Consider the following 15,528-nt stretch of genomic DNA (forward strand, 5'->3'; position numbering starts at 1 on the left):
CCTTGCGCGGCTTTCCCGGTAGCTTTCCGGCAACTCCGGCGTGATCGGGCGCATGTGATTTGGCCGGCGCGGCCCGGGGAGGTGATGGTGCGGCGCAACTTTGCCGTCATCCGTCTCGTTGAAGTGCCACTCAAACGAGACGGCGAATCGCACAAGGCCCGGCGGACGGCGCGCGGGCGGGAGTCATGATGTCTGTCACCCAGGTGAGCCTGCCGGACACTCCGTCCATTTCCTCCCAGACCCAGGGGCCCAGCGGGGGTTCCAATGGCAGCCCCAATGGGGGCCAGCGCCGCATCCTCTTCGCCAAGCTTGGATCGTTCTCCCATACCAACGAGCGGCTGCTGGAACAATTATCCTCTCGTTTCCCCGCACACGACATCGTCACCTTCGACGTCAAGACGCATGTGAAACGCGAATTCGGCGCCACGGGTTGGAACGCGCTGCTGGAGGTGCTGACCTACGGACCGTCGGTGATGATGAATCCCAGCGACCGTCATGCATTTTTCTTTTTCACCCCATTCATGTTCAGGCACCTCTCGCGCGTCATCCGCGAAAAATTCGCCGGCGAGGCTGATCGTTTCGATTTCGTCATACAGACCCAGGGCCTGTTCAACGCCGCCCTGCCCGGCCGGCCGTTCGTGATCTACACGGACCACACCGTCGCCAGTTCGGAAGAATACGAAATCCACGACCGTCGCGTGCTCCGCTGCGAGGAATTCCTTGCGCTGGAGACGGACATGTTCCGGCGAGCGGATCGGATCCTGGTGAGCGCGGGACATGTCGAGCGCACATTGGTCAACCGGTATCGCTGCGATCCGGACAAGGTGAAGACCATCCTGATCGGCGCCAATGTCGAACCAGCCGAAACAGATCCGAGTGTGGAACGATATGCCACTGGTCGTGTCGTCTTTGTCGGCATCGACTGGCAGCGCAAGGGCGGTCCCGTCCTGCTCTCGGCCTTCGAGAAGATCGCCGACCGATTTCCTCACGCGGAGCTGACGATCCTGGGGTGCTCCCCGACCACGACCCATCCGCGCATACGAGCGCTCGGCAAGCGGCCCCGCACGGAGGTAGCCGAGCACCTGTCCCGGGCAGCGATCTTCTGCCTGCCCAGCCTGGTGGAGCCGTCGGCGGTCGCCAGCGTCGAGGCGATGGCGTTCCGCCTGCCCGTCGTCGCCACCCAGGTCGGCGGCTTCCCCGAGATGGTCGCCGACGGCGAAACGGGCCTTCTGGTGCCGCCCAACGACCCCGACGCCCTGGCGGCGGCGCTGGCGAGCCTGCTGGACGCCCCTGCCCGCGCCCAGGCCATGGGGCAGGCCGGCTACGACCGCTTCGGCCGCTTCTCCTGGGACGCGGTCGGCGCGCGGTTGCAGGCCGAGATCGGGCATCTCGCCCGGTAGCGGACCCGGGCGGTCCTCTTCCCAGGGCGGCTGCCACGCCGTAAGCATTGCGCCAACCTGATCCGATCGAGGATATCGCATGGCGCGCAAGCTCCGGGTCGCGGTCCAGATGGACCCGATGGACAGCATCAACATCGACGCCGATTCCACCTTCGCCCTGATGCTGGAGGCACAGACGCGCGGGCATGAACTGTGGCACTACGAAGTCCGGCACATGGCATTGAAGGAAGGCCGCCCCCGGCCGAGCGGAGGGGCGCGGATGGAGCGTCTGTTCGCGCGCGGCCACGCGGTGAAGGTGCAGCGCCGTCATGGCGCGCATTACGAGTTCTCGGCCATGGAGACGCTGGACCTGGGCAGCATGGACGTCGTGCTGATGCGCCAGGACCCACCCTTCGACATGGCCTATATCACCGCGACGCATATGCTGGAGCATATCCAGCCCGGCACGCTCGTGGTGAACGACCCCGCGTCAGTGCGCAACGCGCCCGAGAAGATCCTGGTGACGCATTTCCCCGACCTGATGCCGCCGACCCTGGTCACCTGGGACCCGGTGGCGATCCGGGAATTCCGGGCGGAATACCAGGACATCATCGTCAAGCCGCTGTTCGGCAACGGCGGCGCCGGCGTCTTCCGCATCCGCCGGGACGACGAAAACTTGGGGTCGCTGCTGGAGATGCACTTCGCCCGCTCCCGCGAGCCGCTGATGATCCAGCGGTATGAACCGGCGGTGCGCAAGGGCGACAAGCGGATCATCCTGGTCGACGGCGACCCGGTCGGCGCGATCAACCGCGTCCCCGCGGCCGGGGAAGCGCGGTCGAACATGCATGTCGGCGGCCGGCCGGAGCAGTCGCCGCTGACCGAGCGCGATCGGGAAATCTGCGCGGCGATCGGCCCGACGCTGCGCGACCAAGGCCTGCTGTTCGTCGGGATCGACGTGATCGGCGATTACCTGACCGAGATCAACGTGACCTCGCCGACCGGCCTGCAGGAGATCGCCCGCTTCGATGGCGTGCATATCGAAAAAGCGATCTGGGACAAGATCGAGGCGAAACGCGGCCTCGGCTGAGCGTTCCGTAAAAAGGGAGAAAACAGCATGAAAGTCATTCGTTCCTCGGCGCGGAAGACCAACCGCGCGCCGGCGTCCAATTTCACCGGGACGGTGTTTTCCGATGAGGTCGTCGCCGGCACCAGCCCGTCGCGCATGCGCGCCTCCGTCGTCTCCTTCACCCCCGGCGCTCGGACCGCCTGGCACAGCCATCCGGTGGGGCAGACGCTGTTCTGCCTATCGGGTGCCGGGCGTATCCAGAAGGAAGGCGAGCAGGTGCAGGAAATCCGAGCCGGCGACACGGTGATCATTCCGCCGAACGTGCGCCACTGGCACGGCGCGGCGCCGGACAAGCTGTTCAGCCACCTCGCGATGTCTGAGTTGAACGACAAGGGCGAAGGGACCGCGTGGTTCGAGCATGTCTCGGACGCGGATTACAACGCGGCGCCGGCTGCGGTGTCGTAGGGTAAGCGGTCGGACGATGGACGACGTCGTCGCCTGGAACCGTGCGATCCAGGCCTGATCCTCTCCTTCGGTGCCGTAGGGCGTGAATGGCGGGCCTACGCCCGCCATGACGCAAGAGGGTCAGCGCATCGGGTTGTCTGGCTCAGGCAGAAACACCACGATGCGCTCGGCCTACGCCGCCGCCTGGCACCCCTGCGGCTTCAGCACCCGCTTCGTCGACGCTGGATACTTCGCCAGCATCTTCGCCGGACGAACCGGCCTTCGGACCAGTTCGCCGGCACAGTTCGGGCAGGTGCCGGCCAGCCTCGTTTCGGCGCAGTCGGCGCAGAACGTGCACTCGAAGGTGCAGATGCGCGCATCCAGGCTCTCGGGCGGCAAATCCCGGTCGCAGCATTCGCAGTTCGGCCTCAGATCGAGCATGCCGGATCCTCCGTCATTCCGCCGCGGCGGCCACGGCAGGCGGCGCGTCGATCGCGAAGCCCTCGTAGCCGCTCGCGACGACCTTGTCGCAGATTTCCCGATACGTCCCTACCCCGCCGATATAGGGCATGAACACACGCGGCTTTCCGGGGATGTTCGCGCCCATGTACCAGGATGCCGCCTGCGGGTACAACGTGGTGTAAGCGACCTCGTTCACATGCGCGACCCAATCGTCCTCGGCCGCCTGCGTGGGTTCGATGCAGCGCGCCTGCCGCTGGCCCAACGCCGCCAGGCAATCGGCGATCCAGTCCACGTGTTGCTCGATCGATACCATCATGTTGCTCAGCACGGACGGGCTGCCGGGGCCGGTGACCATGAACAGGTTCGGGAACCCGGCGGTCATCAGGCCCAGATAGGTGCGCGGCCCCGCCTCCCATTTCCGAGACAGGGTCTCGCCGTCGCGGCCGACGATGTTGATGCGGGTCAGGGTGCCGGTCATCGCGTCGAAGCCGGTGGCGAAGACGATCGCATCCGCCTGGTATTCGCGACCGCCGACCATGACGCCATGGGGCGTGATCGCCTCGATCGGGGTCGAGCGGACATCGACCAGGTCGACATTCGGCCGGTTATAGGTCTGGAAATACTCGGTATCCACGCAGATGCGCTTGGTGCCGATCGGATAGCCCTTGGGCGCCAGCAGGTCAGCCTTCGCCGGGTCCTTCACGATCGCCCGGATCTTCGCCCGGACGAAATCCGATGCGGTGTCGTTCGAGTCCTGGTTGAAGATCAGGTCGTTGAACGCCGCCATGAAGGTCGTGCCGCCGCTTTCCCACCGCTTCTCATAAACAGCGAGCCGCTCGGCGTCCGACACCTCCATCGCCCCCACATTGTTCGGATTGGTGAGCACGCCGGTGCGGGCCAACCGAGCCTCGGCGCGCTTGGCGGGATAGGCGTCCTTCCAGGACTTTTCGTAGTCCGCCGGCATCGGCCGGTTGCGCGAGGGGATCGAGTAATTCGGCGTGCGCTGGAACACGGTCACATGCTTCGCTTGCCGTGCGATCACCGGGATCGCCTGGATCGCCGAGGACCCGGTGCCGATCACCGCGACGGTCTTGCCGGTAAAGTCCACGCCTTCGTGCGGCCAATGGCCGGTGTGGTAGGTCTGGCCCTCGAAGCTGTCGACACCCGGGAAGTCCGGCCGCCGCGCGGTCGACAGGCAGCCCGTCGCCATGACGCAATACCGGGCGGAGACGACATCGCCGCGATCGGTCCGCACGCTCCAGCGTTGCCCTGCCGGATCGAACACGGCGTCGGTGACCTTGGTGTCGAAATGCATGTCCCGCCGCAGGTCGAGCCGGTCCGCGACCCAGTTGGCATAGCGCAGGATTTCCGGCTGGCCGGAGAATACCTCGCTCCAGCGCCATTCCTGCTGCAGCGCGTCGTCGAACGCATAGGAATACTGCATGCTCTCGACGTCGCAGCGCGCGCCTGGATAGCGGTTCCAGTACCACGTCCCGCCCACGCCCGACGCGGTGTCGAACACGATCGCCGACAGGCCGAGCCCGCGGGCGCGATGCAGCATGTACATCCCGCCGAAACCGGCGCCGACAATGACTAGATCGAAATGGGCGTGGATCGGGCTACGCTGGACGGTTTGCATGCGGGTTCCTCTATCTGGTTGGCCGTAACGGACCGAAGGCGAGCGGGTTTGTCAACTGGCCAGTAGCCTACGATACCACCGAGACGCGCCAGCCGATCCGGCGGCGGCGTGGAACTTGCTTCCCGGAACTGTCCGTTCCACGTCCGGAGGTTTCATGCGTCTCCCCGCCGTCCCGAGGCTGTTTCTCGCCCTCGCTGCCACTGTCCTGCTCATCTATCCGCCTGCTGCGCGCGCTTGCAGTCCCAAGGTCGGTGCGGCCGACCTTGTAGAAGCCGGCAAGTTGCAGCTTTCCATCAACCCGACCCTGCCGCCGCAGCAATACGTCGACGAGAAAGGCGAGCTCCAAGGCCTGAACGTGGAGCTCGGACGCGCCATCGGTGAGAAGCTGTGCCTGAAGACGGAATTCGTCCGTATGGACTTCCCCGCCATGGTGCCGGCGCTGAAGGCTGGTCGGTTCGACGGCATCGACACCGGCATGTTCTGGACCGAGGAACGGTCGAAGCTCATGTACATGGTGCCCTATGCGCAGCAGACGATCGGGGCATTCGCGCCCGCGGATTCGCCGCTCGCCCCGAAGACGATGGAGGAACTCTCGGGCCACACCGCCGGCATCGAGATCAACACGTATCAGGAACGGAAGATCAACGATCTCAACGCCCAATTGAAGGCCGAGGGGAAGAAGCCGATCGAGTTGCGGACCTTCACGACGGCGACCGACGCGACCGCGGCCCTGCGTGCCGGCCAGGTGGAAGTCGTGATCACCATCGCCGAGACCGTCAAGAAACTGGGAAACGAGCATGGCATGAAGGTGCTGCTGACCGGGTTCGGCGGGACCGACATCACCTTCGACTTCCGCGACAAGCCATTGGCCGAGGCCGTTGCCACGGCCTTGACCGAGATCCGCAAGGACGGGCTTTACGACAAGCTGTTCGACAAGTTCGGCATGAGCCGCCTGTCCGGTCCCACCTTCGCCATTCGTGGTCCCGGCCCAAGCTAGGATAGAAGCTGGCGGTCGACGGCGTCATGGTCCGGTTGAGGTCCATGACGCCGGGTCTGTCCCTCGTGTCTCCGGAATCATTCCAGGTCGATGTTCAACGTCCATGCCTTCCTGTCGTATTTCGACAACGAATTCCTCCTTGGCGGCCTCATCTGGACGGTGCTGCTGACGATCTTTCCGATGCTGGCCGGCCTCCTGCTGGGCATGGTCCTCGCCCTGGCCCGCGGATCGGATGTCCGGCCGTTCTCCGCCGCCGCGGCCTTTTACATCTGGCTGTTCCGCGGCACGCCGCTGATCGTGCAACTGGTGATCATTTACACAGGCCTGCCGCAGATCGGCCTGAAATTCGGCGTGGTGACATCGGCGTTCCTGGGACTGACGATGAACGAGGCGGCATATCTGTCCGAGATCATCCGCGCCGGCTTCGCCGCCATCCCCTCCGGTCAGCGCGACGCGGCCAAGGCATTGGGTCTGCGGCCGGCGCAGACCCTGCGGCTGGTCACCCTGCCCCAGGCGTTCCGGATCATCCTGCCGCCGTTGGGCAATTCGGTAAACGGATTGCTCAAGGCAACGGCAATCACCTCGGTCATCTCGATGGAGGAGATGATGCGTCGCGGCCAGATGCTGATGCAGGTCAATTTCGATGTGCTTGAGGTGTACTGCGCGATCGCGATCTATTACCTGGTCTTGACCAGCCTGTGGGACGCCGTGCAAAGGGCCTTGGAACGGCGCGCCAATCGGGGGCACGCGGCCGTGACCGGCCTCGGGCCGGCGCCGGTGGTCGTGGACGGATAACAGAACTTTCCGGGAGGAGACCATGGCATTCCGCGGCACCTACACCGTCACCGTCACCCCGTTTGACGCATCGGGCGCCTTGGACCTGTCCGCACTGACCCGCTTCACGGAATGGCAGATCGCGGAAGGCATCCATGGCCTGATCCCGCTGGGTTCCACGGGAGAGTTCCTGTCGCTGTCCAACGATGAGATCACCGCCGTGGTCGAGACCACCGTGCGCACCGCCGCCGGCCGCGTCCCGGTCATCGTCGGCACCGGCGCCGAGGACACGCGGGAAGTCGTCCGCCGCTCCCGCGAAGCGGAAGCGCTTGGCGCCGACGGGGTGATGATCATTCCCCCGTTCTACTGCACCCCGACCGAGGACGAGCTGTACCATCATTACAAGACCGTTTCGGATGCGATCGGCATCCCGATCATGGTCTACAACAATCCGGCGGTGACCAATGTCGACCTGACACCGGAGATCGTCGCCCGCCTCGCGACGATCGACGGATGTCGATACATCAAGGAGTCGACGCTGGAGATCACCCGGGTGCGCGACATCATCCGGCTGTGCGGCGATCGGCTGACGGTGTTCGGCGGCGTGCTGGGCTTCGAATCCTTCGTCTCCGGCGCCCAAGGGTGGGTGGCGGTGGCGTCCAACGTCGCACCCGGTCCGATGGCGCGGCTATTCGAACTGGTCGCCGACGAAAGCGACATCCCGGCGGCGCGGGACCTGTATCACCACTGGCTGCCGATCATTCAGGCGGTGTTCGGTCCGTTGTTCGTGAGCGGCACGAAGTCCCTGCTGAACCACATGGGCTTCCCCGCCGGCCTGCCGCGCCCGCCTCGGCTGCCTCTGCCGCCGGCCCAGGACAGGGAGATGCGGATGCTCGTGGAGCGGTTCGGCCTGCGGTTTCCGGGCGGATAGAGGTAACGGCGCGGCGCCGGCACTGCGGTCCCCACGCCTGGCATTGGCGGGGTTGCCCCCCGACAACCCGACGCCACATCTGCTGCGACCGTACCACTGCCGGAGAGAGATCGCCGTGAGCACGCACCCCGCCCTCGCCGCAAACCATGTCGCCGTGATCACCGGCGCCGCCGGCGGTATCGGCCTCGCCGTCGCCAAGCGTTTCGCCGCACTTGGCATGCGGATCTGCCTGGCCGACCTGTCCCAGCAAGCCCTCGACAAAGCCGCCGAGGAGGTCGCCGCGCAATCGTCCCAAGGCCGGCAGACCGTGCTGACGGTGCCGACCGATGTCAGCCGGATCGAGGATGTCACGCGGCTCAAGGACGCGGCCTATCAACGCTTCGGCCAGGTGGACGTGCTGATGAACAATGCCGGGACCGCCCCCGGCGGCGGCCCGTGGGAGAACATCGACGCCTGGCGGCGCGTCCTGGACGTGAACCTCTGGGGTGTGATCAACGGGGTCCAGGTCTTCACCCCACACATGCTGGAGCAAGGCACGCCGGCCGCGATCGTCAACACAGGGTCAAAACAGGGCATCACCTGCCCGCCGGGCGACACGGCCTATAACGTCAGCAAGGCCGGGGTGAAGGTGCTGACCGAAGCATTGGCGCACAGCTTGCGCAACACCGACGGATCACGGATCACCGCGCATCTGCTCGTTCCCGGCTCGACCTTCACCGGCATGACGCGGCGGCGGCACACCGAAAAGCCGCCCGGCGCGTGGTGGCCCGAACAGGTCGCCGACATGCTGATCGAGGGGATGAATGGCGGCGATTTCTACATCATCTGCCCTGACAACGAGGTGACGCGGGAGATCGACAATCGACGCATCCTCTGGGCCGCGCAGGACATCACCGAGAACCGCCCGCCCCTCTCCCGCTGGCACCCGGACTACAGCGCCGCATTCGAACGCTTCCTGAACGCCGAGACAGCAGACGACCCGTCATCGGCCCCGTCCTGACGCCGCGCGTCAGCCGGCCAGTACCTGGATCGCGATCCAACACATCCAAACGCCGAACGGCATCGGCAAGGCGCGCAGGCCGACGGCCGCCCACAGCCTGGCGGGCGAAGCAGGCGGTTCCAAATGGAAGAGCCGTCCCCCTGGTCCCGCAACGACAGCCCGACTTTTCAATCGGCACCAGACACCCATCGCGCCGACGATGATGATGCCGGCACCGAAAATCAGCAAAATCACGCCGCGTAAAAGCCGCATGGATCCCTCCGCGCGCACTTCGGGTGTCGTCGAGCCTATGATGTCATCGAAATCCTGATCCCATTCCCGCCATCGGAGAAATCTCATCGAAGGCCAGAACGCTATCGAATATCAAACCCAGTTGGCTGACAAGGCCCGGATTGGGGGGATATCGGCGAATCCACGGTTCGAAGCCGAGGGATGGCCGCACGTCAGAGCGGTTATTTGTTTTGATCATTTATCTTATAGATCGAGACATAGGATATATTATTGGCATTTACCGTCAATAAAGGGATATCCCGAACGCGCCGCTCGATCCCGCCCGCTGGTATGACACTTGCTATCCCCGCACACGACCATTTCGGAGTGTGCTCGTTTGAACTCGATCAAGATGTCCCGCCGGACGGCGCTCTCCTTGCCGTTCGGTCTCGCGGCCATGCATGGCGCCCGGGCCGCCGATACGCCCCGGCGGGGCGGCACGATGGTCATGATCGTGCACCCCGAACCATCGACGCTGGCACACTATGCCGTTTCCGCAGGCAACATCCCGCCGATCGCGACGCAGATCTACGAAGGTCTCGTGACCTACGACTGGGACCTGAACCCCCAGCCGAACCTGGCCAAGTCGTGGCAGATCGCGCCCGACGGCAAGACCATCACCTTCAAGCTGCAGGAAAACGTCACCTTCCATAACGGCAAGCCGTTCACCAGCGCGGACGTGCAGTTCTCGTTCATGGAAGTGCTGAAGAAGTACCATCCGACCGCTCCGGTGATCCTCTCCGAGGTCTATGCGGTCGAAACCCCTGACCCGCTGACGGCGGTGCTGCGGCTGAACAACCCAGCGCCCTACATCATGAAAGCGCTGGCCGGCCGCGACCTGCCGATCGTGTGCAAGGCGGTGTTCGAGGGCACGGACATCCTGAACAACCCCACCGCCAACAAGCCGATCGGCACCGGCCCGTTCAAGTTCGGCCAGTGGGATCGCGGACAAGCCATTCGCCTGGACCGCAATCCAAATTACTGGAAGCCCGGCCTGCCCTATCTTGACCGCATCGTCGCCCGCTTCATCCCCGACGCCGCGACCCGGTCCGCCGCCATGGAGACGGGGGAGGCGCATTTCGCCGCCTACAGCGCCGTGAACTACGCCGATCTCGCGCGGATGAAGAAAAACCCGATCCTCGGCGAGACCTCCAAGGGGTACGAAATGACCCCGGCCATCAGCGTGCTGGAGTTGAACAGCAAGCACCCGCACCTGGACAAGAAAGAGGTGCGTCAGGCCATCGCCTATGCGATCGACCGCAAGTTCATCGTCGACAACGTGATGTACGGTTACGGCGTGCCGGCGACAGGGCCGCTCAGCCGCAAATTCGCCAAGGCGGGATTCTACACGACGGATGTGCGCAAGTTCGACGTGCCGGACCGGTTGGACATCGCCAACAAGCTGCTGGATTCCGCCGGCGCGCCGCGTGGCGAAGGGGGCGTCCGCTTCGGCCTGCACCTGGAGGTCAATTCGTTCGGAGAACAATGGCTGCGCCAGGCGGAATATTTGAAGCAGGCGCTGGCCCAGATCGGCATCGACGTGACCTTGCGATCGGAAGACACCGCGACCTGGCTGCGCCGCGTCTATACGAACTACGACTACGACATCAACGAACCGTTCCTCAGCCAGGGCGTCGATCCGGTGATCGGCCTGAACCGTCAATATCTCAGCTCGCAGATCCGCAAGGGCGTCACCTTCGTCAACGACAGCTTCTATTCCAACCCCGAAGTCGACAACCTGCTGCTGTCCGCGATGCGGGAGCCGGACCACGACAAGCGGGCCGCGATGTATGTCAAGGTACAGCAAATCCTCACCGAGGACTGCCCCCTCGTCTGGCTTGTCGACGTGGAATACGTCAGCATCTACAACAAGAAGCTGCACGACCACACCACCGGCCCGCTGGGCACGCAGCAAGCTTTCGAGCGGACCTGGATGGAAGCGTGAGGCTTATTCGTTACATCGGATACCGCTTGCTGCTGGCGGTCCCGGTCATCCTCGGCATCGTCGTGCTCAATTTCTTCCTGATCCATCTGGCGCCGGGCGATGCGGCCTCGGTGCTGGCGGGGGAAACGGGTGCCGCGACGCCGGAGTACATGGCGCAGCTCCGGCACAAGTTCGGGCTCGACCAGCCGCTCAGCGCGCAATTCCTGCATTACCTGCTCAACATGGCGCATCTCGACCTGGGTTATTCCTTCCGCAACGACAGCCCGGTCGCAGCCCTGATCTTCGACCGGCTTTGGCCGACGGCGCTGCTGATGGTCACGGCGTTCGTCATCGCGCTGGCGTTGGGCATACTGCTGGGCCTGATCGCGGCGACCGGACGCAACACCTGGCGCGACGGCGTCATCTCCCTGGTCAGCCTCGTGGCCTACGCGACGCCCGGCTTCTGGTTGGGATTGATGATGATCGTCGTCTTCGCCATCCGGCTCGAATGGCTGCCGACCAGCGGCTTCGACACCGTTGGCGCCTATAACGAAGGCTGGGCCGAGGTCGCCGACGTCGCTCGCCACCTGGTCATGCCGGCGGTAGCGCTGGCCCTGTTCTACCTCGCGCTCTACGCCCGCCTGATGCGCGCCACCGTTCTGGAACAGGCCGGCATGGACTACGTCACCACCGCCCGCGCGAAAGGACAGACCGAGCGGAAGGTGATGACGGGACACGTGATGAAGAACGCGCTGCTGCCGATTGTCACGATGGCCGGCATCCAGGCCGGCAACCTGATCGGCGGGTCCATCGTCGTCGAGACCGTATTCGGCTGGCCCGGCATCGGCACGCTGGCCTTCGACGCGCTACAGTCGCGCGACCTGAACCTGCTGCTGGGGATTTTCTTCATCTCCGCCTGCCTGGTCGTGGTCATCAACCTGGTCGTGGACCTGGTCTACGTGACGCTCGACCCGCGGATCGAGATCTGACATGCGCGCCGGCCTGTCCCGTTTCGCGCGCAACCGCCTGGCCCTGCTGGGCGCAGCGCTGCTGCTCTGCCTTCTGCTGACCGTCATCCTGGCGCCGGTCGCCTTTCCCGGCGATCCGTTCCGCCTCGCCGGCCGCCCCCTTCAACCCCCCGACGCCTCCTTCCCGCTAGGCACCGACACGCTGGGACGCGACGTCGCCGCCGAGGTCGCCTACGGTGCCCGCACCTCCCTGGTCATCGGCATCGGCGCGACCTTGGGCGCGATCCTGTTCGGCGTCGTCATCGGCGGCCTCGCCGGCTTCTATCGCGGTACGGTGGAGGTCGTGCTGATGCGGCTGACCGAGTTCTTCCAGACCATCCCCGCTTTCATCCTGGCGATCCTGATCGTCGCGATCCTCTCGCCTTCGGTCACCAACGAAGTCATCGCCATCGCCCTGGTGTCGTGGCCTGCCATCGCCCGGCTGGTGCGCGGCGAGTTCGTGGCGCTGGGCGGGCGCGAGTTCGTGCTGGCCTGTGCCGGCCTCGGCGCAGGCGACGCCCGGATCATCTTCCGCCACCTGCTACCCAACTGCCTGTCGCAGATCATCGCCGTCGGTTCGCTGCTGATCGGCACCTCGATCCTGATCGAAGCCGGGCTGTCCTTCCTGGGCCTGGGCGATCCCAACGTCATGAGCTGGGGACTGGTCATCAGCGCCGGCCGGGCGGTGCTGCGCTCGGCGTGGTGGATCTGCACCTTCCCCGGGATCGCGATCCTGCTGACCGTGCTGGCCATCAACCTCGCGGGCGACGGGTTGAACGAAGCGCTGAACCCAAGGCTGCGCGACCGATGACCGACATCGTCCTCGAAATCGAGAAACTGACCATCGCCCTGCCCGCTGGCGCCGACCGACCGAACGCCGTGACGGATGTCGACCTGGTGCTGCGAGCCGGCGAAGTGACCTGCCTGATCGGCGAGAGCGGGTCGGGCAAGTCGCTGGTCGCCCGGTCGATCCTGGGCCTGCTGCCCGGTCCGCATGTGCGCGCCAGCGGCGGGCGCATCCTGTTCCAGGGCCAGGACCTGCTCCGCGCCGGCCCCGCCGAGATGCGCGCCATCCGCGGGGCCGGTATCGCGATGATCTTCCAGGAGCCGATGACGGCGCTGAACCCGCTGCACACGATCGGCCGCCAGTTGGAGGAGGTGTTCCGCATCCACACCAACCTGTCCAGGCCCGCTCGGCGTGCGAAGGTGGTCGGGTTGCTGGAGAGCGTCCACCTGCCGGAGCCGGCGCGGCTGCTGCGGTCCTATCCGCACCAGCTCAGCGGCGGCCAGCGCCAGCGCGCCCTGATCGCCATGGCACTGTCCTGCCAGCCGCGCCTGCTGATCGCCGATGAGCCGACCACGGCGCTGGACGTGACGACACAGGCGCAGATCCTGCACCTGATCCGCGAATTGCAGCGCGAGCACGGGACGTCGGTCCTGTTCATCACCCACGATTTCGGCGTGGTGGCCGATATCGCCGACACGGTCGCGGTGCTGCGCCGGGGCGACCTGGTGGAGCAAGGGTCCGCCCAGGCCGTTCTGGGCCGGCCGAAGCATCCTTATACGCAGGCCTTGATCGCCGCCGTGCCGAAGCTGACGCCACCGCCGGTACGCCTGCCCAGCAAGGCGCCATTCGTCATCCAGGCCCGCGACGTGGCCAAGACCTATGGCGCGCGCGGCCCGTTCGGCGGCCGTGTCACCAAGGCCCTGGCCGGCGTGGAGATGGAACTGCGGCGCGGCGAAACGCTGGGCCTGGTGGGTGAGAGCGGATCGGGCAAGAGCACCCTCGCCCGCGCCGTCAGCCGCCTGCTGCCGGTCGACGACGGCGAGATCCTGCTGTCCGGCCGCGACATCGCGCACCTGAACCGCTGGCAGCTCCGGCCCATCCGCAAGCGCATCCAGATGGTGTTCCAGGACCCCTACGGCTCGCTCGACCCTCGCCAGCGCGTGGTCGACATCATCGCCGAGGGCCCGATCATCCATGGCGCCCCCGCCGAACGGGCGCGTGCCGAGGCGCGGGAGCTTCTGGGCCTGGTCGGGCTGGACGCCTCCGCCGCGAACCGCTTCCCGCACGAGTTCAGCGGCGGTCAGCGCCAACGGATCGGCATCGCACGTGCCCTGGCGCTGCGGCCCGAGGTGCTGGTGGCAGACGAGCCGGTGTCGGCATTGGACGTGTCGGTGCAGGCGCAGGTGCTGGCGCTGCTCGCCGACATCAAGACGCGGCTGGAACTCAGCATGTTGTTCGTCACCCATGACCTGCGCGTGGCGCTGCGGATCTGCGACCGCATCGCGGTCATGAAGCAGGGCCAGGTGATCGAGGTGGCGCCGACCGCGGACATCTATGCCGCTCCTCAACACCCCTATACCAAGGCCTTGTTCGCCGCCGTCCCCGGCGCGAACTGGCAGGACAGGACCGCCGCATGACCGATCCTTTCGTTCCCGGCCCGCGCACCCAGGTCGCCGGCATCGCTTCCGGCCCCTTGGCCGGCATGACCTTCGCCGTGAAGGACCTGATCGACGTCGCCGGCGTGCCGACCGGCGGCGGCAACCCGGACTGGCCACGCGTCTATCCCACGCCGGCCCGCCATGCCTGGGTGGTGCAAACGCTGCTGGACGCGGGCGCCTCGATCGTCGGCAAGACCGTCACCGATGAGGTGTCGCTGGGCATCCTGGGCGAGAACGCCTTCGACGGCACGCCGCTGAACCCGGCCGTGCCGGACCGGGTGCCGGGCGGATCGTCCAGCGGGTCCGCCTCGGCCGTTGCGTCCGGGCTGTGCGACTTCGCGCTGGGCACCGACAGCGGCGGGTCCGTGCGCGTGCCGTCGAGCTTCTGCGGCCTGTACGGCATCCGGCCGACGCATGGCCGCATCGACTTCTCCGGCATCACCGTGCAATCCCCCAGTGCCGACACCTGCGGCTGGTTCGCGCGGGATGCGGCGACCTTCGCCAAGGTCGGCGAGACGCTGTTCGGTATGAAAATGCCTGATGCCCTGCCGACCACGCTGCTGGTGGCGACCGACGCGTTCGGCTTTGCGGACGACGACGTCCAGCAGGCCCTGATGCCGATGCTGGACCGGCTGGCCGCGTTGATCGGGACGCGTACGGACGTGACGATGGCGCCGCAAGGCCTGTCGGTCTGGCAACGGGCGCAACGCGTCCTGCAAAGCAGCGAGTCCTGGAAGACCTTCGAACCCTGGCTGGACACGTGCAACCCACGGATGGCCTTCAACGTGGCGCGCGGACTGATCATCGGCTCGATGCTCACCGACGCCGAGCGCAACGCTGCCACCCTGATGCGGATCGAAGCCCGGGCACGGATGAAATCCCTGTTGCCGCCCGGGACGGTCCTGTGCCTGCCGACGACCCCGTTCCCGGCGCCGCTGAAGGGGCTGTCGCTGCGGACGCTGAATCCGCTGCGGGAGCGGATCAGTTGCCTGACCAGCCACGGCGGGCTGACCGGCGTGCCGCAGGTGAACCTGCCGGGCGCAACGGTCGCCGGCGCTCCGGTGGGGCTGTCGATCGTCGGGGGACGTGGGACCGACCTGGCGCTGCTGCGGATTGCGCTGGCGATGGGCGGCTGACGCTTCTTCGACAGCCGCTGTGCATAGCCACCGTGACTCGCGCGCTTGGCTGCG

The 15,528-nt window shown here is 66.0% G+C and carries 15 protein-coding genes; 12 read left to right on the top strand and 3 right to left on the bottom strand.

Going from position 1 to position 15,528, the window contains the following annotated elements; translation table 11 throughout:
* Window positions 1-185: 185 nt before the first annotated feature.
* The 3 genes from VHB27_RS08200 to VHB27_RS08210 all read left to right on the top strand — a co-directional run bounded on the left by VHB27_RS08200 (window position 186) and on the right by VHB27_RS08210 (window position 2,910).
* On the top strand, window positions 186-1,400 hold the full coding sequence (locus tag VHB27_RS08200; protein ID WP_325599102.1) for a glycosyltransferase family 4 protein: 1,215 nt from the start codon (window positions 186-188) through the stop codon (window positions 1,398-1,400).
* A 79-nt stretch (window positions 1,401-1,479) separates the two neighbouring features.
* Window positions 1,480-2,466 carry a glutathione synthase gene (gshB, locus tag VHB27_RS08205; RefSeq protein ID WP_325599104.1) on the top strand — a complete coding sequence of 329 codons (987 nt, stop codon included), beginning with the start codon at window positions 1,480-1,482 and terminating at the stop codon, window positions 2,464-2,466.
* 27 nt (window positions 2,467-2,493) lie between these two features.
* Complete coding sequence (locus VHB27_RS08210; protein ID WP_325599106.1) at window positions 2,494-2,910, top strand: (R)-mandelonitrile lyase; 417 nt, start codon at window positions 2,494-2,496, stop codon at window positions 2,908-2,910.
* Between the two features lie 171 nt (window positions 2,911-3,081).
* Here the strand turns inward: VHB27_RS08210 and VHB27_RS08215 are convergent, their stop codons facing one another.
* Window positions 3,082-3,330, bottom strand: coding sequence for a DUF1272 domain-containing protein (locus VHB27_RS08215; RefSeq protein WP_325599108.1), 249 nt, complete (start codon window positions 3,328-3,330; stop codon window positions 3,082-3,084).
* Between the two features lie 13 nt (window positions 3,331-3,343).
* Window positions 3,344-4,990: a flavin-containing monooxygenase gene (locus VHB27_RS08220; protein WP_325599111.1), complete on the bottom strand. Its 1,647-nt coding sequence runs from the start codon at window positions 4,988-4,990 to the stop codon at window positions 3,344-3,346.
* A gap of 154 nt (window positions 4,991-5,144) precedes the next feature.
* Here VHB27_RS08220 and VHB27_RS08225 point away from each other — a divergent pair, with 154 nt between their 5' ends.
* The 4 genes from VHB27_RS08225 (at window position 5,145) to VHB27_RS08240 (ending at window position 8,692) form a co-directional block, all read left to right on the top strand.
* Complete coding sequence (locus tag VHB27_RS08225) at window positions 5,145-5,987, top strand: ABC transporter substrate-binding protein (protein WP_325599113.1); 843 nt, start codon at window positions 5,145-5,147, stop codon at window positions 5,985-5,987.
* A gap of 90 nt (window positions 5,988-6,077) precedes the next feature.
* Complete coding sequence (locus VHB27_RS08230) at window positions 6,078-6,782, top strand: amino acid ABC transporter permease (RefSeq protein WP_325599115.1); 705 nt, start codon at window positions 6,078-6,080, stop codon at window positions 6,780-6,782.
* A 22-nt stretch (window positions 6,783-6,804) separates the two neighbouring features.
* Window positions 6,805-7,692 carry a 4-hydroxy-tetrahydrodipicolinate synthase gene (gene dapA / locus VHB27_RS08235; protein WP_325599117.1) on the top strand — a complete coding sequence of 296 codons (888 nt, stop codon included), beginning with the start codon at window positions 6,805-6,807 and terminating at the stop codon, window positions 7,690-7,692.
* Between the two features lie 115 nt (window positions 7,693-7,807).
* Window positions 7,808-8,692, top strand: coding sequence for an SDR family NAD(P)-dependent oxidoreductase (locus VHB27_RS08240; RefSeq protein ID WP_325599119.1), 885 nt, complete (start codon window positions 7,808-7,810; stop codon window positions 8,690-8,692).
* Window positions 8,693-8,701: 9 nt separating this feature from the next.
* Here the strand turns inward: VHB27_RS08240 and VHB27_RS08245 are convergent, their stop codons facing one another.
* Window positions 8,702-8,962 carry a hypothetical protein gene (locus VHB27_RS08245; RefSeq protein ID WP_325599121.1) on the bottom strand — a complete coding sequence of 87 codons (261 nt, stop codon included), beginning with the start codon at window positions 8,960-8,962 and terminating at the stop codon, window positions 8,702-8,704.
* A 337-nt stretch (window positions 8,963-9,299) separates the two neighbouring features.
* Here VHB27_RS08245 and VHB27_RS08250 point away from each other — a divergent pair, with 337 nt between their 5' ends.
* The 5 genes from VHB27_RS08250 to VHB27_RS08270 are packed head-to-tail and all read left to right on the top strand — an operon-like array spanning window position 9,300 to window position 15,474.
* Entirely contained in the window at window positions 9,300-10,907 is a 1,608-nt protein-coding gene (locus tag VHB27_RS08250; protein WP_325599123.1) for an ABC transporter substrate-binding protein, read from the top strand.
* Window positions 10,904-11,875, top strand: a complete 972-nt coding sequence (locus VHB27_RS08255) for an ABC transporter permease (RefSeq protein ID WP_325599125.1) — start codon at window positions 10,904-10,906, stop codon at window positions 11,873-11,875. Before VHB27_RS08250 ends, VHB27_RS08255 begins: the two co-directional genes overlap by 4 nt.
* A 1-nt stretch (window position 11,876) precedes the next feature.
* A complete protein-coding gene (locus VHB27_RS08260) occupies window positions 11,877-12,704 on the top strand; it encodes an ABC transporter permease (RefSeq protein ID WP_325599131.1) in 828 nt (275 codons plus the stop codon).
* A complete protein-coding gene (locus VHB27_RS08265; protein ID WP_325599133.1) occupies window positions 12,701-14,317 on the top strand; it encodes an ABC transporter ATP-binding protein in 1,617 nt (538 codons plus the stop codon). Before VHB27_RS08260 ends, VHB27_RS08265 begins: the two co-directional genes overlap by 4 nt.
* Window positions 14,314-15,474: an amidase gene (locus VHB27_RS08270; RefSeq protein ID WP_325599135.1), complete on the top strand. Its 1,161-nt coding sequence runs from the start codon at window positions 14,314-14,316 to the stop codon at window positions 15,472-15,474. Before VHB27_RS08265 ends, VHB27_RS08270 begins: the two co-directional genes overlap by 4 nt.
* Window positions 15,475-15,528: the final 54 nt, after the last annotated feature.

Origin of the sequence: Rhodopila sp., assembly GCF_035548235.1 — a bacterium.
Lineage (GTDB): Bacteria > Pseudomonadota > Alphaproteobacteria > Acetobacterales > Acetobacteraceae > Rhodopila.